We start from the raw sequence: 22412 nt of genomic DNA on the forward strand, positions 1-22412 counted from the left end.
TTTACTCATTTAGATACTTATATAAATTTTGAAGGTCCTCTAATTTTAGCGCTTCTGCTCTAACTGTCAAAGGCTGATTGATTTTGGCCAGGGCCTCGGCAATCTTATCTGCTGGAGCATAAGTTTTAAGAACTTTTCCAAGCTGTTTTCTCTTAAATTGAAAGACAGCTCTTAAGAATTTCTCAAATTTACTAAATTCAGACAGAGGAATCACTGGACTCTCCAGGCGCTCAAAGCTAATTACAGCAGAGTCAACCTTTGGCGGAGGTGTAAAGGCACCTGGAGGCGCTTTTACAAGCAAAGATGTCTTAAAATATGTTTGTGATAGGGCCATTAAAGACCCCATGAAATTCTTCTTTGAAGCAAAGGCAAAAACCTTATCAGCAACTTCTTTTTGAAACATCAGCGTCATATACTTAATTGCTGGTGTTTGAAGAAATTTTAAAAGAAGTGGTGTCGAGATATTGTATGGTAGGTTTGAAACCAGCCATAACTCGTCACTAATATTCTTATCGCTAATAAATTGATCAAAATCTAGCGCAAGGGCATCTGTGAAAAGAATATTTTCTTCTTTAACGATTGGTCCAAGATATTCGATCATACGAGTATCCATTTCAACAACGTTAAGATTGCCATCATGAGCAGCAAGATGCTTTGTTAGGATTCCAGGACCAGGTCCAACTTCGATGATATTCTTTGCAACATCTGCATAATCATCTGTAATTTTAGTAATAATATTTTGATTATTTAAAAAGTGCTGACCGAGTTCTTTATTGGCCCAAGGTAGTTTTGATTTTGATTCTTCCATGATTAGGCCTTCCTATGTTCTTTCTTATTAATAAATCGTGATCTGGCATCGATACTCAGTGTATCAGGATACTGGATACGACTATTATAGTTTCTAAAAGCATAATTAGCGATCATTGCACCATTGTCGGTACAAAATTTCGGCTGTACAAAATGTACCTGCTTATACTTTTCTTGCAACACTTTTCTAAGATAGCTATTACAAGCAACTCCACCACCAACAACAATTGGAAGATTATTAAATCCCTTCTCTTTTGCAGCTTCAAGTGCATAACGTAGCTTAAGTTTAAGAGCTGAAACGATAGCATGCTGATAAGAAGCACAAATATCTTTTGTATCTTGATTAATATCTTCTGGCGACTTTACAAGGTACTGAGGATTCTTATCGAGGAAGGTTCTTAAAGATGTCTTCACACCAGAGAAGCTTAGGTTGCAATCTTTTGATGTCTTAAGCCCAATTGGAAACTCAAAGCGATTAATATCACCTTCTTTTGCAAGATCATCAATAATGCGACCAGCAGGATAGCCTAGCCCCATTAGCTTTCCACCTTTGTCATATGCTTCACCAGCAGCGTCATCAATTGTTGAGCCAAGAACTTCAATCTCATCACTTGCGCTCACAAGTGTGTAGAGGCTGTGGCCTCCACTTACGAGAAGTCCTAAGTATGGATATGAGACTTTTTCTGTTAAGTGGATTGCTTCCAGGTGAGCAAAGAGATGGTTTACTGCAAAGAGATCAACTTTCTTTAAAAGAGAAATTGTCTTAGCAGCATTAAGTCCTGTAAGTAATGGCCCTAGCAGTCCAGGGAAAGTCGTCACACCAACAAGATCAATATCAGAAAGGTTTACACCGGCCTTACCAATTGTTTGCTTGATAAGAGGTGCTAATTTTTCAAGATGATTTCGAGAGGCAATTTCTGGAACAACTCCACCCCATTGGGCGAGCATTTGTTCTTGAGAAAATAGCTCAAAGGCCAACACCTCAGGCACTTCACCTTGAGAAATCTTATCAGGATCTCCCTTTAGAACTGCTACTGATGTATCATCACAACTTGTTTCAATACCTAAAATATATTTAGTGGCCACGAAATATTCCGTTCTTACGATTAAATAATAAGATGCACCCTATCATTATTTTAAGATTTTATCGACAATTTTGATGATTTTTTCAAAGTGATCGCGTCCGAAATTATCCGCTAAGTACTGATAAATAGTACGGCTTTCGTCGAGATTGTAGTTTCGAAGCTCAATTTGCTTAGCAAGTTCATGGGCAACAATAAAGACGGCCGTTAGTGGCTTAATCTGATTCGCATAAAGTCCACGAGGAAATCCGGACCCATCTGGCCTTTCGTGGTGGTTAATCAGAATCTCATACATATTCTGATCTGCCAGCCCTTCCTTCTCAAGCATCTCACTAATTAAGCGCCCGTGCCCAAGGACAAGGTTCTTATCATAATCTGTAAGCTCGGCCTTAAGTAATTCTTCTTGTGACGAAATACGAGCAAGGGCCTCATCTTCAAGTAGAAGATCATGAAAGACAGCTGTTCGAATAAGAGTTTCAATATTATCTTTCTTCCCCCACTCTAGTTGCTTTGAAATTTCAACGGCAAAGAGGCTTGTTAGATAACAATGATCGTAGAGATAATTTGTCATATTCTCGCGCTCTTTTAAAAGGTTTCGAAGTTTTGGACTTCCCTGCGCAAGTTTTGAAATATTTGAAACATAGCTATCAACAACAGTAGATGTTCCTGTGCTAATTCCATAGCGGCCAACGAGGCGCTTTAGAGTCATCATGGACTTTTGAGCTATATCTAGATGCTCTGCTGGAGTTGAAGGATCATACTTTAAAAATGAAACCTCCCCTGCTTTCTTAACGTACTCATCGATATCGTCTTTGTTGATATAGAGGTAGTTAATATCGCGATCAAGATAGCTCTCAATTTGTGAAATCGTAAATGTGTCTCCGCGGTGAATAACCTTTACGAATTTAGAGTCACTAAGCTTTACGTATGTATCACAAATGGCCAGAGTTCCTCTTAAGAAGTACTCTGTATTAATTTTCTTATATGCACTACTTGATTGAACAAAAGTAGAAACACCACCTAATTGAGTTAGAAGCTTTTCAAATTTAACAAATGAAAATGGCTTTGGTAGATGTTCTCTTTTCTTATGATAAGTTACATCTCTTTCAAAGTTAACAAACTCTGCTTCAGTGTATGAAGTAATGACAAGAGATGGGATATTACAATCAATTGAATCATAGAATGAGAAGATATCATCATCACCTTCTCTAAAATAGTCTGTGACAATTAATTTATAATCTTTTGATGATTGAAGCTTTAATTTTAATTCGCGAAAGTTTGAAACACGAATGACATTTACACCTTGAAATGCATTTTCAATACCCAAGACATAAATATCACTTAGTTCAAAATCTGGTTCGGCCACTAGTACGTTAAAGCTCATAGGAGTTATTTTAACACTTCCATGTTTATAAACTAGAAGGAACTTTGTGCTTTAACGAACCCAGTATAGGACCATGGCAATATAGCAGGCCAGGAAAACTCCACCAGCGATGCGGTAAAAGGCCCTTTTTGCAAAACAGATTGCTAGTAAAAATAGTGAAGCAAATAGTAGAGCGGACATCTCCGGTATAAAGTTTTCCGCAATCTTGATTTTATAGAACACTAAACTACCTAAAACAAAAGCCGCATTGAAAATATTTGAACCGATAATATTTCCTGTAATGATATCCGAGTTCTTTCCCTTACGACTTGTCATGATTGCCGTAACCAGTTCAGGGAACGAAGTACCAAAGGCGACGAAGATTGCTGAAATAACATAATTTGAAATTCCAAACTCAAGAGCAACGGCTGTTCCACTTTTAACCAGTAACTCTCCCCCTCCATATAAAAGGGCAAAGCCAGCAAAAAGGTGAATGATTTCTTTTGGCCCTATTTTCTCATCCATGTGATGAGGCTGTTCTTGATTACCTAGGTGAGCACGCTCTTTTTTCATCGAAGCAAATGTGTCCCATAGATAGAAAAGCATAAAACCAATTAGTAGAGCACTTCCCCACCAGTAGATTTGATCTTGTAGAAGAACGATCCCAAGAATTACTGTAAGTGCTAGGTGTAGAAGAAGTTGTTTCTTGATTTCTGTTCCAGAGATGAAAAGACGTCCCATTAATCCAGATACACCAAGAATAAGAAAAAGGTTGGCAATATTAGAGCCGACAATATTTCCCAGAGCAATTCCCGGCTCACCGCGATAACTTGCAAGTTGAGAAACGAAGAATTCTGGAAGCGAAGTCCCAAAGCCCACAATTAATAAACCGATAACAAGTGGTGATAACCCTAGAGCAAGTCCAATCTTTTCAGCTGACTCCAGAGCGAACTCTGCACCATAGTAAAGCATAACAATAGCAAGAATTAATAACACAACTTGTAAAACCATATTTTATTTCCAATAATTAGCTTATGACTAATTCAAATAACTCTTCATTTCTAAAAAATATTTTTTCTAAGTTTAGCAAAAAGAAATTCAAATTTCTAAGTATTTCGACATGTATGATTGCAGATGCTTTTGTCGCTTTTTATCTTTATTTAGTTTACGCAAATCCGCAAACCTATCGAGAAAGCTTTAAGATTGCTTATCAATCACTAAGGCTTGTTGATCCGAATATTGCAAATGGAATAAAAGATCCTCACTTTCAAGATCAAGTTATCCAATTAATGGTCCATACGGTGATCTCAATTATTTGTGTCTACTTAATTATTCACCTAATTATTTATATCTTTCGCCTCTATAATAAAAAGTTTGCACAGAGTTATATCAAACTCTATTCATGGACAGGTGGCGTGCTTATGATCTCTATAGCGCTCTTCAATCTTGATACTCCAAGAGTGGCCATGTTTATGATTCCAGGGGTTTTACTTTTATTTAATGCACTAGGCTTTAAGCACGTGGATCAAATGAAGGAAGAATAAAATTTGTTAAGTGAGGAAGAGTCCAATCTGGCATACTGCGAGCTTGTCCCTTTGCTTTTTGCAATCCACAAACTGCAAGTAAGAATGAGTCAAAGGCCCTTACATTTTTTACAATAACTTCAAGATCATTATCGTAAATAAAGATTCCCAATTTATTCTCAATCTTTTTAACGATATCAAGGCGTGCCTCAACTCCAAGATCAAGATCCGTTAAATTGACGATATTTTTTTTAAGGACAATGCGACTCTTTAGAAGCTCTAATAGAATGAGGTTTACATGTCCTTCATAGAATTGGCACTCTTCAGGAAAGTGTCTCTTCATATATGAGAAGCGTGAAAGCATCATAAGAGATGTATTTCCAAATGAATCAAAAGTTGTATTGAAGAGCTCTAATAGCTGATCGTGATAAGAGCACCATATCCAAAAATCAAGAGAGCGATTCCAGTAAGGAATAAAGCCTTTCTTTAATCTTCTCTTAAAAGACTTCGAAAGCATGAAATCATTAGACTCTTTTACAAATGTATCGCGATCAAAATGAGTGAGGTCTTCAAAATTTCTCCTTCGCTCATACTCTTTTGGATTTTCCTCTTCCATCTTTCGATCCATCTCTAAGATCGATGCAATATCTTCACGAACCTGCTTCACATCGCCAACGGGGCATTTTGCAACACCTGGACACTTAAGGTCACAGTTATGACAAGGAGGCTTCGATAATGGAAAGTCGATAATTACGTGCTTAAGATTATACTTATCTATCCACTGATTGAGGATATCATCACCATCTTCAACGTCTTCATCACGAACTTCATCTTTTACATGTAGAATTGATTTTAAAAACCAGCGTCCGCTTCCCTCGTGATGATCAAGAAGACAGAAGAAGAAATTATCTCTTCGTCCACCTTTCATTGATAGTCCTGCAACACGATTGAAGCTTAAATTCATAGCGGTTTCTCAACACTAAACTCTAACACTTGCATATCTTTTACACGTGCTAGTTCTTTTAAAACCTGGGACTTATGCTGAGGGCCATGTGCCAGTAAGAAACATCCGCCTCCGCCAGCTCCACAAACCTTCATTCCAATAACCAAGTCTTTTTCACGAAGTTTATTATAAATATCTCGCATATCATCTGTAACAATACCCGAAAATAGCTTTTCTCTTTGCGCACCCTCTTGGCAAAGCATTCCAAGAAAGTCATCGTACTCACCATTTCGAATTGCATTGTATGCGCTAAAAGTTAAATCACGAATTTTTCCAAGCCCTTCTCTTACACCATTTTGATTATCAAAGAAGTCTTTATAAACTTGCCAATTATTAATGGCCGAAAGTCTAAGTTGTCCTGAATACACAAGTGTTAAGTGTGACTCCACAAAGCTCTTAAATTCTTCATTGTAGAGCTGCTCAACTTCAATACAACTATTTGTCGCCTTTAGAGCAAGTACGCCACCATAAAGAGCAGGATAATAATCCTGATACCCACAAGGGCCCTTATTTAAAATCTTGGCCTCAATATTTTGAACTGTATTAATCGCAGTTTGGCGATGAAACTCAACTCCACAATAGTCACACAGGGCCTTATAAACAGTTACTCCCATAGAAGACGAACCACCAAGGCCTGCCCCCGGAGGAGAACCAGACTCTGTCGTTAAACGAATACCACTAGTTAATTTAAAGTGATGAAGAATTTGGGCTAGAAAAGATAAAGCTCCAAATGTATCACTATCAAAGTCTTCGTATGTGAATTCTACGCTAGAGTGTCTTGTTACCGAATCGTAATCAACTGAAACAAACTCAACACCCTCAAATTCTATTTCTTCAACCTTAACCTTGGCCTTAAGAGAAGTTGCAAGATTAAGAGTAATTGTATGTCTTAAGACCTGATTTAGTGGAACAATATCAAGAGTTCCACCAAGAAGGTCAACGCGAACCGATCCTTCGGCCTTGGCAATCATATTATCCATTATAAATTCCAATAAACGGAAGCTCTCGGTAGCGGCCATCAAAGTCAAGCCCATAGCCGATAACAAATTTATCCTCAATTTCAAAGCCGAGGTAATCAATTTGAACTTCGTGTTGTGTTTTTACTTTCTTATGTAAAAGAGTCGCTAGCTTAATTGTCTTAGGTCCTCTTTCTTTTAATATTTTCGTTAGCTCACTAATTGTAAGACCTGTGTCCACGATATCTTCAACAAGAATAACATTCTTATCTTTGATATCGACTTTAATATCTTTTGTAATGGAAACCTTTCCAGTACTTTCAGTCCCTTTGTAAGAACTTGCTCCAATGAAGTCAAAATATACAGGAGAACTCATTTGGCGAATTAGATCGGCCACAAAAACGAAGGCTCCGTTAAGCACGCCAATGATCACAACTTCCTCACCTTGAAAGTCTGAATCAATCTTAGTTGCAAGCTCTTTGATTCTTTCGTTAATTTTCTCTTCAGAAAAATAAGTTTCGATTGCCATGAATTCTTCCCCAATTCCTATACAAATGAATTATTTAAAATTTCCCCAACGCCACCTGCGCCCGGAACAATATATTGCTTTCCAGTAAGCCCAACTTCTTCATCCCACAGTGTTCCAGGAATTGTTTTAAGAACATGATCTGGAGATAGCCCACGATCAAGTCTAAGAGCATAGATTTCAACATCTGGATGATCTTTTTGCATTCTCTTAATATACTCAGGAGTTACGATAAGATTAAGTGAAATATACTTAAGTGCACGCCCTTTAACTTTGTCTTTATAATGACCAACGGCAAACGACATTGAGCCACCAGTTGCTCCCATTGGATCAGGAAGCAGAACAATTGCATTTTCTTGGCCACCACCAATTTTTGAGCCCGAAACATCAACACCAATGACCTGCTCATTCTCATCGACTTTGCGCTGAACATAGAAATGGTCTTGGCGAATTAGTTCAGGATTTAAAAAGTAATTTAAATTCTCAAAACAGATATGACTTGGAAAAGTTCCCGCGCGAGCAAGGTCTACACAAAGAACTGGCTGTTCCCTTTTTATCACCTCTTGTTTAAAGATGGCCTTCTCTGTTAATCCGGCCATACGAGAGCGCACTTCCACGACTTCTTTAGGAAACGAGTTTCCTAAAACAGATTCTAATAAAATGAAATAGAGTTTATGAATTAAGTGATTTAATTCTGGCTGAATAACACCTTCGCTTGAGAAGCGTGCAAGTAAACTTTCAGCAAGAGGATTGGAGAGAATAAAAACATTCTCTCCATACTTATGTTCGATTTGACTAATTTTATATTGGTTCGAATTTTTAGATTGTGTTTTCATTGTTCAATTTCACCTCGCCATTAGAGTTTACCTCTTTTAGGCCTCCAAGTGAAATCGAAAATGCCTTAACATCTTCATCTTCTTCGTAGTAATCGAAGTGAGCACGACAACGAGCTTCGTAAAGATCGGCCTCACCTACTAATACTGTTTTATTATTGTCAGATGGTAGTCTGTAAGACTTCGAAGCAGGTGCGCCACAAACAGTACAAATCGCTTGAATCTTCATAACATCATCAGCAATACATAAAAGCTCAGGCATTGGACCAAATGGCTTTGATTTGAAATCTTGATCAAGACCAGCACAGATAACGCGAATACCACGACGTGCTAACTTTGAAACAACTTTGATAATTGTTGCATCAAAGAATTGAACCTCATCAATTGCCACGATACGAGTTGAATCATAAACCTTCTGTAAGATTTCAACTGCGTCTTTGACAGGCTCAGCTTCCACATGACGTGACGAGTGACTTACGACATTTGTCTTGTGATAGCGATCATCAATAACAGGCTTGAAAATTTGAACTTTTTGACGAGCAATTTGTGCTCTAGTTACTCGACGGATAAGTTCTTCCGTTTTTCCAGAAAACATTGGGCCGCATACGACTTCAATGCCACCAGTTGCGTGTGCGTGACTTGCGTACATTGACTTAAACTCCTCTTAATGTCAGATTTTTTTTGTGTTGTGTCTCTAAATTCTATTATGACGGCCGGGCCAGTTTTAGGCCACTTACATCTTCTTTCAAAAAAGGAAGGCAATGCGCTCAACGCGTAAAGACTAAATAAAGCTTATCATGAGCGTTAGGTACATCACCATAAAGAGCATGAAGCCCACGATGAGTAATAACGGAGACATAAGGATGAAGAAGCTCTGCACAAATGAGAATTGCAGATTATAACGCAGTCCAAAGTACAAGTAGATCACTTGAGAAATAAATTTTAAAAAATCTCCAAAAATTGGGATGATTAAGAAGAAATTCCCAACTAACGCACCTGCTATCACATCTTCTAACTCAATATCCTTTAGATCTTTATCGAATAGACTTGCAAACATTGTGATAATTAAACGCCAAAACTTAACAAATACCCAAGCAGAAAGTGGAAAGAAGACGACTTTGAAAAGTGTCGAAAAGAGAAAAAGCTTCTGTTGAAATTCACTTGAAGAAAAGATTGCTGGCAAGAAACCATCTTCGGCCATTTTCCCCGCAAGATTTATTCCAATATGAATTTGTGCAAGAGAGTATAGTCCATAAATGAAAACAAAGGGCCATGAAGCTAGAGCGAAGTCTGCAAACTTTAAATTAACTCCACGCTCACTCTCCTCTTTAACGATCTCAAAAAGCCTCGCTTCTTTGATGCGTTCTATCTCTAACCTGTGGTGAGCTATATTAGAGTTCACAAGTTTCGGATAAAGAAGAAATTTAATGTATTGAATATATATTTCTAGCACGTCTCTATTTTAATCGAGTTCCTCATAAATTGAAACTAGGCAATGACCTACTCTTTAAGTTTAGTATAAAAAAACTCTTTAGGTGTTTGTAAAACTTCACGAAATTTCTCATAAGGAATACTTGAGCGATCGCGATTCTTATCGTTAGCATCTGCTGGAAAAGCTGTTTCGAAGCGAGCAATAAGCCATGTCGACTTTTGTCCATCAATTACGGCCATATAAAAAGACTGATTTAATTCAATCTTCTTTCCCACTAAGAAGCTGACAACTTTTCCGCTAGTAAAATTAAATGTGATAGTCTCTGCCCCATCAAATTTTAAAAGATTCTCGTCTACTTCATCACTTTCAAGGATGCGATCAACTTTCAGCTTCTGTAATTCATCATAGAAAAGGTTAAGATTATCTTCAATTGCTTCTTTTATCTCAATTGTATTTCCAGCAACAGTAATAGATTTAATCTTTCCATAAGTAGAGAAGCTAAGAATATTTCTTTTCTGAGTTATTAAGGCAACTTCCTTTTGCTCATCTTTTTCAACTAAGAAATACGCTGCAAAAATAGAAAGAACTAATATGACAAAGAGATAACGATTCTTCATTAAGCTGCAAACTTCCTTCTCTGGTAAAAAACTAGAGCGATCACAAGATAAACAAGAGGCAGAACAACAATAGAGAAATAAAAAATCACTTTCTTTTCAATATCTGAAACTAAAAGTGGAATTTCTTTAAATACGACTGAGTGTAGAGAAGTCAGTTGTCCTTGACCTGATAACCAGTGATAAAGATTTGATACATATTTAAAATTACTTTGATAACTAAAGAACTTATTTGAAATAAAGGCAGAGTTTCCAATAGCAACAATTGCAGGAACTCCATCTCTTGTAATGGCCGCGGCCATATCAATAGGTCCTTCAATATCCTCACTATCTTTTTTTACATCCCCAGCGATAACAGAAATCATCTTCTTCTCTGCCCAGCCTTCAGGCGTCGAGGTTGCCAGGGCGTGGAAACTTCCCTTCTCTTCTTGTGGTAGAGTTGAAGTTATGGACGAAACAAGCGGAAAGAAAACTCTCTCAGTAAAGTCTGAATTGATATTTAAAGAATCGTAGCGAGAAATAATCGGCGCAGTCCCTTTTGATGACTCAAGTCCATTAACAGGATCCATCACGATGTCATTTGCAATATTAAGTCCGTTATCCGAAAAGAATTTCTTTATATTTGCCAGCTTTTCTCCGTGGAAATTCGGCATAATCGCTGCAAAAACTCGACCACCATCGAAGTAGTAATTTTCTAGTTTTGAGATTTCTTCTTTTGAGAAATCATTTGTTGGCTCAAGAATCGTAAAGACATCACAAGACTTGGGAATTTCATTTGCTTTTAAAAGATCAACTACATTTAAACGATAAGCCGACTGCTTAAGAACATGTAATAGTCCTGTAAAACCATTATCAGAACTATCTTGAAATTTCGCATTATAATTAAAACAAATAGTTGGATCCTTATCTCTTTCAAGTCGAATGAGACCATTAGTAATTCCTAACTCAAGAATACGAGTCACCACAACTTTCTTAAGTTCTTGTCCATCTTGTTTTGCTAATACAATTGAAGGAGAAACTGTCACTCCATATTGAGCAATCATATCTGGCCTTAACTCAGGATCATAAAACTTAGTCACAAGTGAAGGATTTTGATTTTTATAAAGTTCAAGTAGTGAAAGAATAGCATTCTTTGATTCTTTATTAGAAAAGACCACCATTTCAACCTTATCATCAATCTTCTTAACAGTTTTAATTGTTAGTTCAGAAAGAGTATTTAATTGTCTTTTACTTAAGTCCCAGATTGGTCCTCGTTTAAAAACAATTAGGTTTAATACTGCAAGGATACAAAATATTAGAAAGAAGGCAGTAAAGTTTGATAGAAGATTTTTTCCAAATGTACTCTTAACAAAATTTTTAACTTCTTCAAGATGAAAGTAAAAAGTTAGAAGAGTTAAACAAAGAGCAATGATAAATGTCGCGCCAACTAAAAAAATATGCTCAGGAATTATAAGAAATAGAAAACAAGCAATAAGATAAAAAATGGCACAGAGGCTTAGGGTAATTTTCTTCATTTTCTAACTCCCAAGTTTCGAATACCAATAAAGCTAAAGAAGCCAACGAAAGAAAGGATATAAACTAAGTCAAAGCTAGAAACAGCTCCTCTAGCGAAATAGAAGATATGTGAGCTAAAACTAAAGTATCTCATCATGGCCTGAATCATCTCATTATCAATAACATTCGAGCTTGCATAAATAATTAAGAAAGAAAAAAGTGCACCAAATGAAATAACAATGGATGCAATATAAGAGCGACTTAATAATGAAGCGTTAAGCCCAACAATTAAGTAACAAAGCCCTAGTCCATAAATTCCCAGCATATTTGTAAATAAAATGGCAAAGTCGTTAAAGCCTTTTGGCGCTAAGAAAAGAGGAAGTATAAAAATAGGTAAAGTAATAAAGACGAGCTTCGTTGCAGCTGCAAAATACTTTGCAAAGAAGATTGAATCGTCAGTTAAATTTGAAAGCTTTAAAAGCCCAAAAGTATTTTCTCTCTTCTCCTTCACAAAGGCTCCCATCGTTAGCATTGGAGCAAAGAAGAGAAGAATAAAATTAAGTGCTGAAAATGTCGGTGCAATAACAAAGTCCACTATTGTCTTATTTGTTAATTGCGGTGCCATTTGTAGATTATTGTAAAAGATTGCAGACATAATAAAATTTGAGATGGCCGCAAAGATATAAATAATTGGAGAAGAAAAGCTTTCGCTAATTTCTTTCTTATAAATCAACTTAATACCTTTAAACAGAGGAAGCTTCTTATTCATGAGTTCCCTCCTTTTTTGCTGTTAGCTTTTTAAAGATATCCTCAAGTCCTACCTTAATATTTTGCTGCGATAAAATAGCTAAATCATTTTGAGCAAAATATTTAGATAGCGTAATTCTTAAATCACTGTCTTGTGTTTGTCCGCTAAACTCATAAATATCATTCTTTTTAATAAAGCTTATTCCCATCTCTTTTAGGCCTTGAAGCTTATTTTCATCAACTGATTCAAACTCAACTTCAACTCTTTGATCAACTTCAAGCTGCTTTTCAATATCACCTATAGGCCCATGAGCAACAATGATACCTTCATTAAGGATTGCAATATCATCACAAATCGAAGCAAGATCACTTAACTGATGAGAAGAAATGAAGATCGTGTGATCTTTTGAAAGATCCTTAATCACATCCTTAATTTGAATAATGGCATGTGGGTCAAGCCCAACAAGTGGTTCATCTAGCACAAGAAGCTTTGGATTGTGGCAAATTGCAGCAGCAATCCCTACTTTTTGTTTATAACCTTTAGATAAATTCTCAATTCTTTGATGAGCAACTTCTTTAAGTCCGCACTTCTCAATAACTTCTTCGATTGAATAGATATTTTCTTCAACTTGATAAATTTCTTGGACGAATTTTAGAAATGGCCTAACACACATATGGCGATAGAGCGCTGGCTCTTCAGGAAGGTAGCCAATCGTTAGTTCGCTATCTTTAACGAGACTTCCCCCCGTATACTCCTGTTCTTCAAGGATGATTTTCATTAGAGTCGACTTACCTGCACCATTTGGTCCAAGGAATCCTAAAACTCCTTTGCGACCAATTGTGAGATTCACCCCTTTGAGAACATCTTTACCAGGAAATGTTTTTCTAATGTCCGACAACTCTACAAGGTTATTGTCACTCATTCCATAAGTCCTTAATTAAAAATCCTTCTTTAAAATCCTAGCAAAAAATGAAACAATAAGAAAAGTCTTAAAATTTAATCATTTACCTAACTCTGCCGACTAGGATAAATATGACCAGAAATGTAGAACGCTTCAAGAAGCTTATTGAAAAAGCTAATAATATTGTTATTACAACTCACATCTTTCCAGACGCCGATGGTATCGGAAGTGAGATTGCCCTTTGCATGGCCTTAAGAAAGCTTGGGAAGAATGCAATCTGCATTAATGAAGAAAAATTATTCGATCGCTATCGCTACCTAGATCCAGATGGAGTGATTACAAATTACAATGATTCAAAAGACTACTTTGATAAAATTGATTTATTTATCGTAACAGATACTAACGCTCTTCCTCGCATCGGAAAGAACGTTCAAGAGCTTGTTTTAAAATCAAGCGAGCTTCTATTTATCGATCACCACCCTTGCCCAAAAGAAATTGCGGCCATCCACTGTGTCGATTCTTCAAAGGCTGCAACAGGAGAATTAGTTGGCGAGTTAATTGAGGCGCTTGGTGTAAAATTTGATAAGAAAATGGCCTTGGCCCTTTATACTTCAATTATTATCGACACAAGCTCATTCCGCTATCCTACTGTAACAGGTAATACGCATCGTATTGTTGCAAAACTTATGGATACTGGAATTTCTCCTCCTCAAGCATTTAATCAAATCAACGGTGTTAAACAAGTTGAATACATGAAGCTCATAGGAAAGGTTCTATCCTCTTGTCAAATGAGTCCTAATGGCAAGGTTGCTTGGATTTCTCTAACAGAAGAAGAGATTGAAAGCTTTGGTTGTGAAACTGAAGACACTCACGGCTTTATCAATCACCTACTCATTCTTGAAGGTATTGAAGTTGCTTGTATGTTTAGAGAAGTTGGTGACAAAGTTAAGATCTCATTTCGCTCAGTCAATCAAACAGTTGACGTTGGCGTGATTGCCCAGGCCCTTGGTGGTGGTGGACACAACCACTCAGCAGCTACAATCATTGATGGAAACCTTGCAAAGGTCATTCCTGAGGTGATTGAAAAAATTGAATTAATGATTGAGTAAGTAGACTCTACTGATTAAGAATTTTTGCCAGAACATCTCTTTCTTTATCAGAAAAATTAAATGCCCCTGCTGTTAGTACACCCTTAAGCTTTTCTTGAGTAGCTGGATCTTTTGGATCATTCTTTGCGATATCACCAAAAGGCTCTCCTTCAGGAGTGATCTTTACTTCCGCCTTTGTCGCCTCTTTAATGGCCTGCGCTTTTTTCTCTACAGGTGAAGACGCTTTTTGCACTGCTTGCCCTTGCTTAGTAGCTTTATGTTCAGCAATTGCGGCCTTCATTTTTTCTTCTTTTTCTCTTTTGTGATTTTCTATTTTTGCCTTAATTTCGCCTCTACTTAGCTCAGAAGGCCTTTCACGTCGAACGATACTTTGACCACCAGTAGATTTTGAAGCAACAGGTAAGTCTGCAGCGGCATTACTACGCCCTACTTTCTTAGTGGCCGTTGTTGAATTAGTTCGTAAATTTGTTCTGTCACTTAATAATCTCACCCCTATATTTTAACCTTTTCTCACTTGAGATGTTAGGTGGAAAATTTCGGGGGATGGGCCTTTTCGATTAAGGTTTCGACTAGTTACAAAGGCAGTGTCCATTTTCTACGGCAGTTTTGAAAGTAAAATTCTAAACGACCATCCGAGGCGATCACCCTCAAAAAAAGTCATGTAGAGCACCACTAAGCAGTTGAAATAACAAGACCATTTCTGAAAAAATTTACATTTTTTTCAAAAAAAGTAAATTCAGATCAACATCACCTTGTTTAAATTCTTGATTTCTTCATAATGCATTTATCGAAATTGAAGAGAGAACGATTTGTGGTCTTTGTCGTACGTCAGTGGAGTTCAATTAGTTGTAAAAGAGCACAAGCCTTCAAAGAGACTTCTATTAAAAGGAAAATGAATAATCAATAGAAAGTCATTTGAGGTAATTATGAAAAATTCTGTAGTATTTAAGCAATCAAAACTTTTAATCACTTCTGCACTTATGGCCCTGTCACTATTAACGACGTCATGTGGTTCGGGGGACAGTTCTAGAAACATGGACATTCCAGGTGTAGATGGACCAAAAGTAGTCCTTCTAGGTGATGATATCTTAGTTGATATTATTTTAGAAAACGTTGTTGTTGAGGGTGGAGCTCGTTTCAATATCCCTAACTACACAAATTCTTATGTTGAAATTTCACCAGACCTTCAATCAAACGGTACACTACTTGCTTTCTCTGTATCGTTAGATGATATTTTTGGCGGAAAAGTTGATCGTCTTGATCCACTTACTCTACCAGGTGGACGTGCAATTCCAGGTGTTTCTGGTGGTGCCCTTCCAGCAGTTGCTTTCTCAGTACCAAGTATTAAGAATATTGCTTTTTACGTAGGTCCACAAATCTTTGGTATTTGGGTTCCAGTAAATAACCTTAATATGGCAGGTGCAATGCTTACAACTCGTTTCTATACTGATAGCAAGAGAGTTGGTAACCTTTCACTTGTTGGTGAAGATGCAAATGGTGAAAACGGTGGTTTCTTCTTAGCGCTTACAGTTTCAAGCTCACAAGAAAGATCACTTGAAAGACTTGCTGATAGATACTAATCAGAAGTTTTAAAAATTCTGTAATAACTGACCAAAACATTCTATACAGGAAAAATGCCCCTAGGAATCTAGGGGCTTTTTTTTTCTTCAAAAAAAATTAAGAACCCCTTCATATCTGTCGATAGATGAACATACGAGAGAATTTTTTCCTATAAACTAGTGAGGTATGGATATGGAAATCACATTAAGAAAAAGACTACTGACAGTCGTGGCTCTACTAAGCTTCTCTTTCTTCTCTGTTTCTTGTGGAGAAGGAAATGTTGAAATCCCAGGTGTTGATGGACCGAATGTTAATCTACTTGAAGATAACGTTGTCGTTTCAATGGTACTTGAAGATGTTTCAATTATGGCAGGTGCTACTTACAAAGTACCAAAGTACAAGAAGTCATTTATCGGACTTAACCCTAACCTAGAAGGTGCTGGTTCAGTTCTAACGTTTACTGTTTCACTTGATGATATTTTCTCATCAGATGTAAATAGACTAGACCCTAAGACTCTTCCTGGTGGACGTATGATCCCAGGTGTAGCAGCAGGTGCTCTACCAGCAGTAGCATTTACTGTTGAAAAAGTTAAAAACATGGCATTCTATGTTGGTCCAAAAGTTTTTGGTATTTGGGTACCACTACAAAACTTTAACCTTTACGGATTTGCATGGACAAAATCATTCAAAGCTGGTGACAAGAGAGTTGGTAACATCTCACTATTTGGTCAAGATGAGAATGGTGAAAACGCAGGTTTCTTCCTAGCTCTATCAGTTAAATCTGCATACGAGAAGAGACTTAAGAAGCTATCACGTAAGTATTAAGCATCCGCAAAATTGACTGGCATAGACCAGTCTATTGTTTGCGGTGCTAGCTCCCCTGCTCTTTAGCTAGACAATAGGAGCGAGAGCGAGGGTTCAAGCCCGAGCGGTTCGACTCAGGAGCAATGGGAAAATTAAAGCACAAAAAACAAGGCCCGCTTATAGCGGGCCTTTCTTATTCAGCTTGAGTAACCCAAATCTTCCATCTAAACTTCGTCTCTTCATTATTATCAAGAACAATCTTAATTGGACGAGTTCTCCCCTCTAGATCGTTAATAACAAAGAATTCATTTCCTAGAATACTTGTCATATTATAAAGACCTTGATGAAGGTTATAATCGATTAGATACTTAATAAACGTTAAACTCATTGGGGCCTGAAGGCTTCCAAGGTTATCAACTCTCTTCATTTTAGAAAGTTGTTTTCTTGTTTGATAGCTTCTTAATGAACCATTAAATCTTTCAAGAGTCTTCTTTGAGAATTTATAATCGTCTTTAAAAGAAGGCATTGCTACTTCAGTTTGTTTCTTAGACTTCTCATAATTTAAGACGGCCGTTTCAAACGCAGAAAAAACAATCTCTTTAACTGGCTCAGGCTTCTTTGGTTCAGGCTTAGGTTTTCTAATGATTTTAATTGTTTTTATATCAACCGTTTTGATAACCTTAGGCTCTTTAACTTCAACCTTTGCTACAATTTTAGGTTCTTCTTTAACGATCTTTTCTTCAACTAAAGTAATTCCCTTCTCATCAAACTCTCGCAAAGAACCAAACCAGAAAACTTTTAAGTCATCCTCACCCTTTAATGCGGTACGAATAATCTCAGCACTCTTCTTATCGATAGAAACTTGATCCTTTGTCATCTCTTCATAACGAGAAAAACAAGACTCACCTTTTCCACTAGCATTGATAATTTTATAGGCACTCGTCGTTAAAATTTCTTTCTTAATCTCTTCAACATTTAGCGCAGATAAATAGCTATCTTCCTCACTACACAAGCTTTGAATTTCACTCTTAACGAATTGGCAGCTGTTAATAATAGAAGTCTTGCTATCACCACCAAAGTGACTGCTAAGAATCTTAACTAAAGTTGGATGGTAATTTGCTAAATCAAAACGTCGATCCGTTTGGAGCTTAATAGGATACTTCCCCCAGTCAACGATATCGGGAAAGTAGTCAGATACTCTTTTTGTAAAGAGTTTCATATCTTTAGACTTCGGCTTACATGATTTAAAAATTGCATCATAGCTAAGAGCGCAACTCTTTTCATCACCTAACTGATAAAGAGCAATACTTGATTGACGGTAAAACTCATAAAGACTTGCAATACTTGTTAGTCGCACTAGGTAGCGCATATACTCAATATTTTCAGTCATCTCATGCTTTGAACAAGCAAAGTTAGGATAGATATAGCGATCAAATTCTTGAGTTAAATCAAAGATAGCAGGCTCAAGCATTACACTAAAGTATGTCCGTCCTGTAACCTCATCAAGGAACTCTTGTTTATCGTTTTGATAATCAATAACTAATCGAGGGTCCAGTGGTCCTTCATAGACTTCAAAGTCCCACTCACCTTTTTTCACGTCTAAGGCCGAGGCAGTAAAACCCAAGGCAAAAATTTGTAAGTATTTAAAAATATTCATCCTCTTTATTTTACCCAGATAAGACTCAGGGCAGGAACATAGGTAATAATGGCCAAACAAATTAGTAAAATAAGAAGAAAAGGTAAGGCCGAGCGATACAGTTCAGTAATCGGTCTCTTAAATCGAATAGAACTAATAAAGAGATTTATTCCCACTGGAGGAGTTATATAGCCGATCTCTAAATTTGTTAAAAAGACGATGGCCAAGTGAATTGGATGAATATCAAACTCTTGAGCTAATGGAAGGATGAGAGGTACGACGACAATTATCGCACTAAATATATCCATTAAACTTCCAACAATTAAAAGGAAGATGTTCAAGAAAGCAAGAAAAGCGTACTTGTTCGTAAGAATGTGGTTAAAAGCACCAAAGAGTTGATTAGGCACCTCTTCATCTACTAAGAAATTAGTTAAGCCAAGAGCACAACAGAGAATAATTAAAATAGCACCTACCATTGTCATTGAATCCACAACGATTTTAGGTACATCCTTTGTAAAGCTTAGATCACGATAGACGAAGCACTCGATCATTAAAATATAAAACGCAGTAAAGGCAGCTGCTTCTGTAACCGTTACAATCCCACCGTAAATTCCGACAAGTACAGCAGGGGCCAAAAATAATTCAAACGCTGCGCCCTTTAAAGAAAGAAGCGCCTCTTTCAAATCAAACTTCCCTCTTTCACTATGGTTCTTCGGAGCCTTTAAGATTGAATAAATTGCTAAACCAATGATGAGAAGCATTCCTGGAACAATACCGGCCTTAAAAAGCTGATCAATATCCACTCCTGCTACAATTCCATAGAGAATAATTGGTAAGCTTGGTGGAAAGAGAAGACCTAAAGAACCTGAAGTCGTAATAAATCCCATCGTGAATTTATCATCGTGACCGCGATTCATAAGAATTGGATAAATTAATCCACCTAAAGCAACAATCGTTACCCCACTAGCACCAGTAAAGGCAGTAAAGAAAGCACAAAGAACGAGTCCAACAATAGCAACTCCTCCAGGCATCCATGAAAGTAGCGCATTCGTGAAACGAAATAGTCTTTTTGGTGCATTCGATTCAGCAAGTAAGTAACCAGCAAAAGTAAAAAGAGGTATCGTTAGAATTGTCGGGGCCGATGCGAGACGGTAAATTTCAACAGAGACGGCCGACGGCTCAATTCCATTATGAAAGAAAGCTGCAAGGGCAAGACTTCCAAGAACAACAAAGAGTGGCACTCCAATTAGTGCCAAAATAAATGCGGCAATACTAATTGTTATGAGGCTCATAATCTTCCTTAAAATTTAAAAATGCCAAGATCGTGCGAATGAAGATCAGGGCGAAGCCAATTGGAATGATTGCGACTAAAACAGAAGAGTGCAATCCCAGTGAAGTTAAGTTTCCAAATTGTTTCTCGACATTATAGAACTGAACACCTGAAGCAAAAAGCCAAGTTGTTCCAACAATAATACACACTTGAGTTATCTTATTTAGAATGAATAAAGAACGGTGTTTACCTTCACTCTCTAAAAATTTTGGTAAAATCTCAATTGCAATATGCCTCGACTTTCCACTGGCAAGTGTTGCACCTAAGAAGGCCAGAGCAAATACGAGATGTCGAACAAGTGGATCAACCCAAGAAAATGAAATATCAAACCAACGAAAGATAATGGCCAAAACACTTAAGCCTAGCATAACAGCAACATTGGCCACAACTAGCCAGCCTACAACGAGATCTGTAACTTCTTCTATCTTGCGTATCATGAGTTCTTTCTACTTCTTTTGAGCTTTTAAACTTTTTTCAAGTCTATTATATGCTTCTTCAGAAAATAATTTTCCTTTTAACTTTTTAATTGTTGCCTCACGTACTTCATATCCACGTTTAATATCGGCATCACTAAATTTAACAAATTCAACACCAGATGCCTTCATCAGATCAAGAGCATCTTGATTGTCTTTTTCATTTGTCGCCTTAACAAGATCAATATACTTCTTAGAAATTGCTAAAACCTTCTTTTGGTTTGCAGGAGAGATCTTATTAAAGACTTTATCATTTACTAAGAAGGCTCCAACAGACATTGTAAGAGGGAAATCAATAAGATATTTAACTTTAGTATTCCACTGCATTGATAGAATCGCTAAAGGTGGTGCATAAGCTGCTTCAATGATTCCAGTTGAAAGAGAAGACAAAACATCAGGAAGAGGTAGCTGTACCGAAACAAGTTTCATCTCCCCAAGAATAGTTTCAACAAGAGGATCCCCTTCCCAAGACCAGATTTTTACACCTTTTAGACTATCAATAGAAGAAATCTTTGTTTTTGAAACAAAGTAAACCATCCCAATATCAAAGAAGCCAAGATTAACGAAATTACTTTCATTAATTTTCTTATTTAAAAATGGCGTTAAATCATCAAGTGTCTTTAGGGCCTTCTTGCGATCATGAAAAAAGTTAAAAGGAATTTCCACAACACGAACATCACCATTGATATCACCAAGTGTCTTAGCAGTAAAAACTCCACCGTGAAGTTGTCCAACGCGAATCTTTCTTAAAACATCTGGTTCATCTCCTTGAGATCCACCGAAGTAGAACTTCACTTTTACTTCACCATTTGTTTCTTTCTTAATGGCCTTTGCCATTTTCTTAAGATTCTTTGCCCAGTTCGTTCCCTCAGGAGTTAGAACACCAACTTTTAAAGTTAGGGCCATTACATTCGTCGTTAATAGTAGAATTAATAATGCTTTAAATTTTGACATGATTTTTCCAATTAGAAGATCTCTTCTTCTAAGCCTTCAATTATTTTTAATCTCTTACGTGCAATTAAATTAAAAAGGTTATTGTAATCAACCTTTGGTGTTTCAATTTTTCCACCACTCCAATAAGTTGGCTCCATCTGCTCACGGTGAAATTTATTCATTTCTAATTTCTGATTACGATAGATATTTTCTTCAAACATTGGAACTGCATAAAACTGAATAAATGAAAGTCTAACTAACATATTATTTGGCCATTTTTGAATAGCTTCTTCAAATAAGCGCTTACCAGTTACAGGGTCCCCACCAAGTCCACGAGGTCTTGAAGCAGCGTAAGAAGCATTGAAAATATCACAAGCACCTTGCGCTAAATTTCCATTCTTTTCACATGACCAATCGTACATAACCTTTGCAAGAGGAAGATAAGCGACGGCCCTCATATTATCTCTTTGTAGATTAATGATTGAAGCAAGCGTTTGTCCTGTATAAAAAACACCTTCGATATTTGTAGCGTTATCACTTAAGTTTTCATCAAGTAATTTTTTAAAATCTTCTGGTGAAGAAATGTAGCGAGTGAAATCAAAATCTTTAAATCCTCGTACTTCAAAAAATAGCGCAGAATAATTTAGAGCACGAGTGTAATTTGAAAGAGCATTAACTCGGTATTTTGAATTTGATAGTTCTTTAAGTTGATCTTTAAGATAGTAAGTTTCATCGATGGCAAATGCCTTACCGCTATATGCTTTTATGAGAGTAACAATGAATTCAGGATTTTCGCGATCAGCGGCGTAGAGATTTTCAACTAATTTAATATTGCTATCAATTGTCGATTCAAATAAGTCCCAGTTATCTTCAGTAAAAACGGCCTCAGATGTCTCAAAGATCATATCCCCCATCTGCTTAGTGGCCACTTTCTTTATACTTGAGCAAGAAACTAGATTTATGAACAATATCAGCAATGCCAACATTTTTTTGCAATTCACAGGCGATCCTTATAATTAATATAGTAGTAATTTGCCTTATCTATTCAGTAATTACAAGTGGTTAATGCATTTTCATTGACGCCCAAATCCCTTAGTGATAGCCGTGTTGCACCATTTCTAACCTCGTGATATGATTAGGGAAATATTTCGAAAGGCTCAATTTTTTGCTAATTTGTGCCGAGTATATATTTAAGTTACTAAACTTTGTCACGGAGTGACCATTGAGAGTAGTTTTTCTACGAGTAGATGAACTACTTACCTAATCGGATTTAAGTTCTGGAGTC

24 protein-coding genes are annotated in these 22412 nt (G+C 36.8%); 4 read left to right on the forward strand and 20 right to left on the reverse strand.

Annotation, left to right across the window (positions count from 1 at the left end; translation table 11 throughout):
• Window position 1: 1 nt before the first annotated feature.
• The 4 genes from rsmA to ACMAYX_RS08160 are packed head-to-tail and all read right to left on the reverse strand — an operon-like array spanning window position 2 to window position 4263.
• Window positions 2-808, reverse strand: coding sequence for a 16S rRNA (adenine(1518)-N(6)/adenine(1519)-N(6))-dimethyltransferase RsmA (rsmA, locus tag ACMAYX_RS08145; protein ID WP_392993045.1), 807 nt, complete (start codon window positions 806-808; stop codon window positions 2-4).
• Between the two features lie 2 nt (window positions 809-810).
• Window positions 811-1893, reverse strand: a complete 1083-nt coding sequence (tsaD, locus tag ACMAYX_RS08150; RefSeq protein WP_158246953.1) for a tRNA (adenosine(37)-N6)-threonylcarbamoyltransferase complex transferase subunit TsaD — start codon at window positions 1891-1893, stop codon at window positions 811-813.
• A gap of 45 nt (window positions 1894-1938) precedes the next feature.
• Window positions 1939-3273, reverse strand: a complete 1335-nt coding sequence (locus tag ACMAYX_RS08155; protein WP_392993047.1) for an HD domain-containing phosphohydrolase — start codon at window positions 3271-3273, stop codon at window positions 1939-1941.
• Between the two features lie 51 nt (window positions 3274-3324).
• Entirely contained in the window at window positions 3325-4263 is a 939-nt protein-coding gene (locus ACMAYX_RS08160) for a calcium/sodium antiporter (protein WP_103219232.1), read from the reverse strand.
• A 23-nt stretch (window positions 4264-4286) separates the two neighbouring features.
• Between ACMAYX_RS08160 and ACMAYX_RS08165 the strand changes: the two genes are divergently transcribed.
• On the forward strand, window positions 4287-4796 hold the full coding sequence (locus tag ACMAYX_RS08165) for a hypothetical protein (protein ID WP_392993051.1): 510 nt from the start codon (window positions 4287-4289) through the stop codon (window positions 4794-4796).
• Here the strand turns inward: ACMAYX_RS08165 and ACMAYX_RS08170 are convergent.
• The 10 genes from ACMAYX_RS08170 to ACMAYX_RS08215 form a co-directional block, all read right to left on the reverse strand.
• Window positions 4765-5739 carry a hypothetical protein gene (locus tag ACMAYX_RS08170; protein WP_103219230.1) on the reverse strand — a complete coding sequence of 325 codons (975 nt, stop codon included), beginning with the start codon at window positions 5737-5739 and terminating at the stop codon, window positions 4765-4767. The two genes, ACMAYX_RS08165 and ACMAYX_RS08170, sit on opposite strands and share 32 nt — an antisense overlap.
• Window positions 5736-6758: a hypothetical protein gene (locus ACMAYX_RS08175; protein WP_158246952.1), complete on the reverse strand. Its 1023-nt coding sequence runs from the start codon at window positions 6756-6758 to the stop codon at window positions 5736-5738. The genes ACMAYX_RS08170 and ACMAYX_RS08175 overlap by 4 nt, the downstream gene beginning before the upstream one ends.
• The gene (hpt, locus tag ACMAYX_RS08180) at window positions 6751-7263 is read right to left on the reverse strand and encodes a hypoxanthine phosphoribosyltransferase (RefSeq protein WP_412471237.1); all 513 of its coding nucleotides are present in this window, start codon (window positions 7261-7263) and stop codon (window positions 6751-6753) included. The genes ACMAYX_RS08175 and hpt overlap by 8 nt, the downstream gene beginning before the upstream one ends.
• A 17-nt stretch (window positions 7264-7280) precedes the next feature.
• The gene (locus ACMAYX_RS08185; RefSeq protein ID WP_103219227.1) at window positions 7281-8096 is read right to left on the reverse strand and encodes a uracil phosphoribosyltransferase; all 816 of its coding nucleotides are present in this window, start codon (window positions 8094-8096) and stop codon (window positions 7281-7283) included.
• On the reverse strand, window positions 8080-8742 hold the full coding sequence (locus ACMAYX_RS08190) for a thymidine kinase (RefSeq protein WP_103219226.1): 663 nt from the start codon (window positions 8740-8742) through the stop codon (window positions 8080-8082). The genes ACMAYX_RS08185 and ACMAYX_RS08190 overlap by 17 nt, the downstream gene beginning before the upstream one ends.
• A gap of 132 nt (window positions 8743-8874) precedes the next feature.
• Complete coding sequence (locus ACMAYX_RS08195) at window positions 8875-9546, reverse strand: hypothetical protein (protein WP_103219225.1); 672 nt, start codon at window positions 9544-9546, stop codon at window positions 8875-8877.
• 47 nt (window positions 9547-9593) lie between these two features.
• Complete coding sequence (locus ACMAYX_RS08200) at window positions 9594-10142, reverse strand: hypothetical protein (RefSeq protein WP_412471238.1); 549 nt, start codon at window positions 10140-10142, stop codon at window positions 9594-9596.
• The gene (locus tag ACMAYX_RS08205) at window positions 10142-11653 is read right to left on the reverse strand and encodes a Gldg family protein (protein ID WP_412471762.1); all 1512 of its coding nucleotides are present in this window, start codon (window positions 11651-11653) and stop codon (window positions 10142-10144) included. Before ACMAYX_RS08205 ends, ACMAYX_RS08200 begins: the two co-directional genes overlap by 1 nt.
• Window positions 11650-12402: an ABC transporter permease gene (locus ACMAYX_RS08210; RefSeq protein ID WP_412470274.1), complete on the reverse strand. Its 753-nt coding sequence runs from the start codon at window positions 12400-12402 to the stop codon at window positions 11650-11652. Before ACMAYX_RS08210 ends, ACMAYX_RS08205 begins: the two co-directional genes overlap by 4 nt.
• Complete coding sequence (locus ACMAYX_RS08215) at window positions 12395-13303, reverse strand: ABC transporter ATP-binding protein (RefSeq protein ID WP_412470275.1); 909 nt, start codon at window positions 13301-13303, stop codon at window positions 12395-12397. Before ACMAYX_RS08215 ends, ACMAYX_RS08210 begins: the two co-directional genes overlap by 8 nt.
• Before the next feature lie 110 nt (window positions 13304-13413).
• Here ACMAYX_RS08215 and ACMAYX_RS08220 point away from each other — a divergent pair, with 110 nt between their 5' ends.
• Window positions 13414-14391: a DHH family phosphoesterase gene (locus ACMAYX_RS08220; protein WP_103219220.1), complete on the forward strand. Its 978-nt coding sequence runs from the start codon at window positions 13414-13416 to the stop codon at window positions 14389-14391.
• A 7-nt stretch (window positions 14392-14398) separates the two neighbouring features.
• Here ACMAYX_RS08220 and ACMAYX_RS08225 read toward each other — a convergent pair whose 3' ends face one another.
• A complete protein-coding gene (locus ACMAYX_RS08225) occupies window positions 14399-14881 on the reverse strand; it encodes a hypothetical protein (RefSeq protein WP_103219219.1) in 483 nt (160 codons plus the stop codon).
• Window positions 14882-15317: 436 nt separating this feature from the next.
• On the opposite strand from ACMAYX_RS08225, the gene ACMAYX_RS08230 reads away from it, so the two are divergent.
• Together ACMAYX_RS08230 and ACMAYX_RS08235 are read left to right on the forward strand one after the other, a co-directional pair.
• Window positions 15318-15971: a hypothetical protein gene (locus ACMAYX_RS08230; RefSeq protein WP_103219218.1), complete on the forward strand. Its 654-nt coding sequence runs from the start codon at window positions 15318-15320 to the stop codon at window positions 15969-15971.
• Between the two features lie 172 nt (window positions 15972-16143).
• Entirely contained in the window at window positions 16144-16776 is a 633-nt protein-coding gene (locus tag ACMAYX_RS08235) for a hypothetical protein (RefSeq protein ID WP_103219217.1), read from the forward strand.
• 172 nt (window positions 16777-16948) lie between these two features.
• Here the strand turns inward: ACMAYX_RS08235 and ACMAYX_RS08240 are convergent, their stop codons facing one another.
• Genes ACMAYX_RS08240 through ACMAYX_RS08260 form a run of 5 tightly spaced genes read right to left on the reverse strand, consistent with a single transcriptional unit; the run spans window position 16949 to window position 22056 of the window.
• Entirely contained in the window at window positions 16949-18412 is a 1464-nt protein-coding gene (locus ACMAYX_RS08240; RefSeq protein ID WP_103219216.1) for a hypothetical protein, read from the reverse strand.
• Between the two features lie 5 nt (window positions 18413-18417).
• Window positions 18418-19683, reverse strand: a complete 1266-nt coding sequence (locus ACMAYX_RS08245; protein WP_103219215.1) for a TRAP transporter large permease — start codon at window positions 19681-19683, stop codon at window positions 18418-18420.
• Complete coding sequence (locus ACMAYX_RS08250; RefSeq protein WP_103219214.1) at window positions 19664-20158, reverse strand: TRAP transporter small permease; 495 nt, start codon at window positions 20156-20158, stop codon at window positions 19664-19666. The genes ACMAYX_RS08245 and ACMAYX_RS08250 overlap by 20 nt, the downstream gene beginning before the upstream one ends.
• A 9-nt stretch (window positions 20159-20167) precedes the next feature.
• Window positions 20168-21148 (reverse strand): TRAP transporter substrate-binding protein DctP, encoded by a 981-nt coding sequence (gene dctP, locus ACMAYX_RS08255; RefSeq protein ID WP_103219213.1) that lies wholly within the window; start codon window positions 21146-21148, stop codon window positions 20168-20170.
• Between the two features lie 11 nt (window positions 21149-21159).
• On the reverse strand, window positions 21160-22056 hold the full coding sequence (locus ACMAYX_RS08260) for a TRAP transporter TatT component family protein (RefSeq protein WP_412471761.1): 897 nt from the start codon (window positions 22054-22056) through the stop codon (window positions 21160-21162).
• Window positions 22057-22412 lie beyond the last annotated feature (356 nt).

Origin of the sequence: Halobacteriovorax sp. RT-2-3, from assembly GCF_047085075.1 — a bacterium.
Classification (GTDB): Bacteria; Bdellovibrionota; Bacteriovoracia; order Bacteriovoracales; family Bacteriovoracaceae; genus Halobacteriovorax_A.

Bases quoted from the DNA above. Each gene is read 5' to 3' on its own strand.
- ACMAYX_RS08250 (WP_103219214.1), bottom strand. From the start codon at position 20,158: ATGATACGCAAGATAGAAGAAGTTACAGATCTCGTTGTAGGCTGGCTA.
- ACMAYX_RS08245 (WP_103219215.1), bottom strand. From the start codon at position 19,683: ATGAGCCTCATAACAATTAGTATTGCCGCATTTATTTTGGCACTAATT.
- ACMAYX_RS08200 (WP_412471238.1), bottom strand. From the start codon at position 10,142: ATGAAGAATCGTTATCTCTTTGTCATATTAGTTCTTTCTATTTTTGCA.
- ACMAYX_RS08155 (WP_392993047.1), bottom strand. From the start codon at position 3,273: ATGAGCTTTAACGTACTAGTGGCCGAACCAGATTTTGAACTAAGTGAT.
- ACMAYX_RS08215 (WP_412470275.1), bottom strand. From the start codon at position 13,303: ATGAGTGACAATAACCTTGTAGAGTTGTCGGACATTAGAAAAACATTT.
- ACMAYX_RS08220 (WP_103219220.1), top strand. From the start codon at position 13,414: ATGACCAGAAATGTAGAACGCTTCAAGAAGCTTATTGAAAAAGCTAAT.
- ACMAYX_RS08175 (WP_158246952.1), bottom strand. From the start codon at position 6,758: ATGGATAATATGATTGCCAAGGCCGAAGGATCGGTTCGCGTTGACCTT.
- ACMAYX_RS08170 (WP_103219230.1), bottom strand. From the start codon at position 5,739: ATGAATTTAAGCTTCAATCGTGTTGCAGGACTATCAATGAAAGGTGGA.
- ACMAYX_RS08190 (WP_103219226.1), bottom strand. From the start codon at position 8,742: ATGTACGCAAGTCACGCACACGCAACTGGTGGCATTGAAGTCGTATGC.
- ACMAYX_RS08230 (WP_103219218.1), top strand. From the start codon at position 15,318: ATGAAAAATTCTGTAGTATTTAAGCAATCAAAACTTTTAATCACTTCT.
- dctP (WP_103219213.1), bottom strand. From the start codon at position 21,148: ATGTCAAAATTTAAAGCATTATTAATTCTACTATTAACGACGAATGTA.
- ACMAYX_RS08210 (WP_412470274.1), bottom strand. From the start codon at position 12,402: ATGAATAAGAAGCTTCCTCTGTTTAAAGGTATTAAGTTGATTTATAAG.
- hpt (WP_412471237.1), bottom strand. From the start codon at position 7,263: ATGGCAATCGAAACTTATTTTTCTGAAGAGAAAATTAACGAAAGAATC.
- ACMAYX_RS08240 (WP_103219216.1), bottom strand. From the start codon at position 18,412: ATGAATATTTTTAAATACTTACAAATTTTTGCCTTGGGTTTTACTGCC.
- rsmA (WP_392993045.1), bottom strand. From the start codon at position 808: ATGGAAGAATCAAAATCAAAACTACCTTGGGCCAATAAAGAACTCGGT.
- ACMAYX_RS08205 (WP_412471762.1), bottom strand. From the start codon at position 11,653: ATGAAGAAAATTACCCTAAGCCTCTGTGCCATTTTTTATCTTATTGCT.
- ACMAYX_RS08160 (WP_103219232.1), bottom strand. From the start codon at position 4,263: ATGGTTTTACAAGTTGTGTTATTAATTCTTGCTATTGTTATGCTTTAC.
- ACMAYX_RS08185 (WP_103219227.1), bottom strand. From the start codon at position 8,096: ATGAAAACACAATCTAAAAATTCGAACCAATATAAAATTAGTCAAATC.
- ACMAYX_RS08235 (WP_103219217.1), top strand. From the start codon at position 16,144: ATGGAAATCACATTAAGAAAAAGACTACTGACAGTCGTGGCTCTACTA.
- ACMAYX_RS08165 (WP_392993051.1), top strand. From the start codon at position 4,287: ATGACTAATTCAAATAACTCTTCATTTCTAAAAAATATTTTTTCTAAG.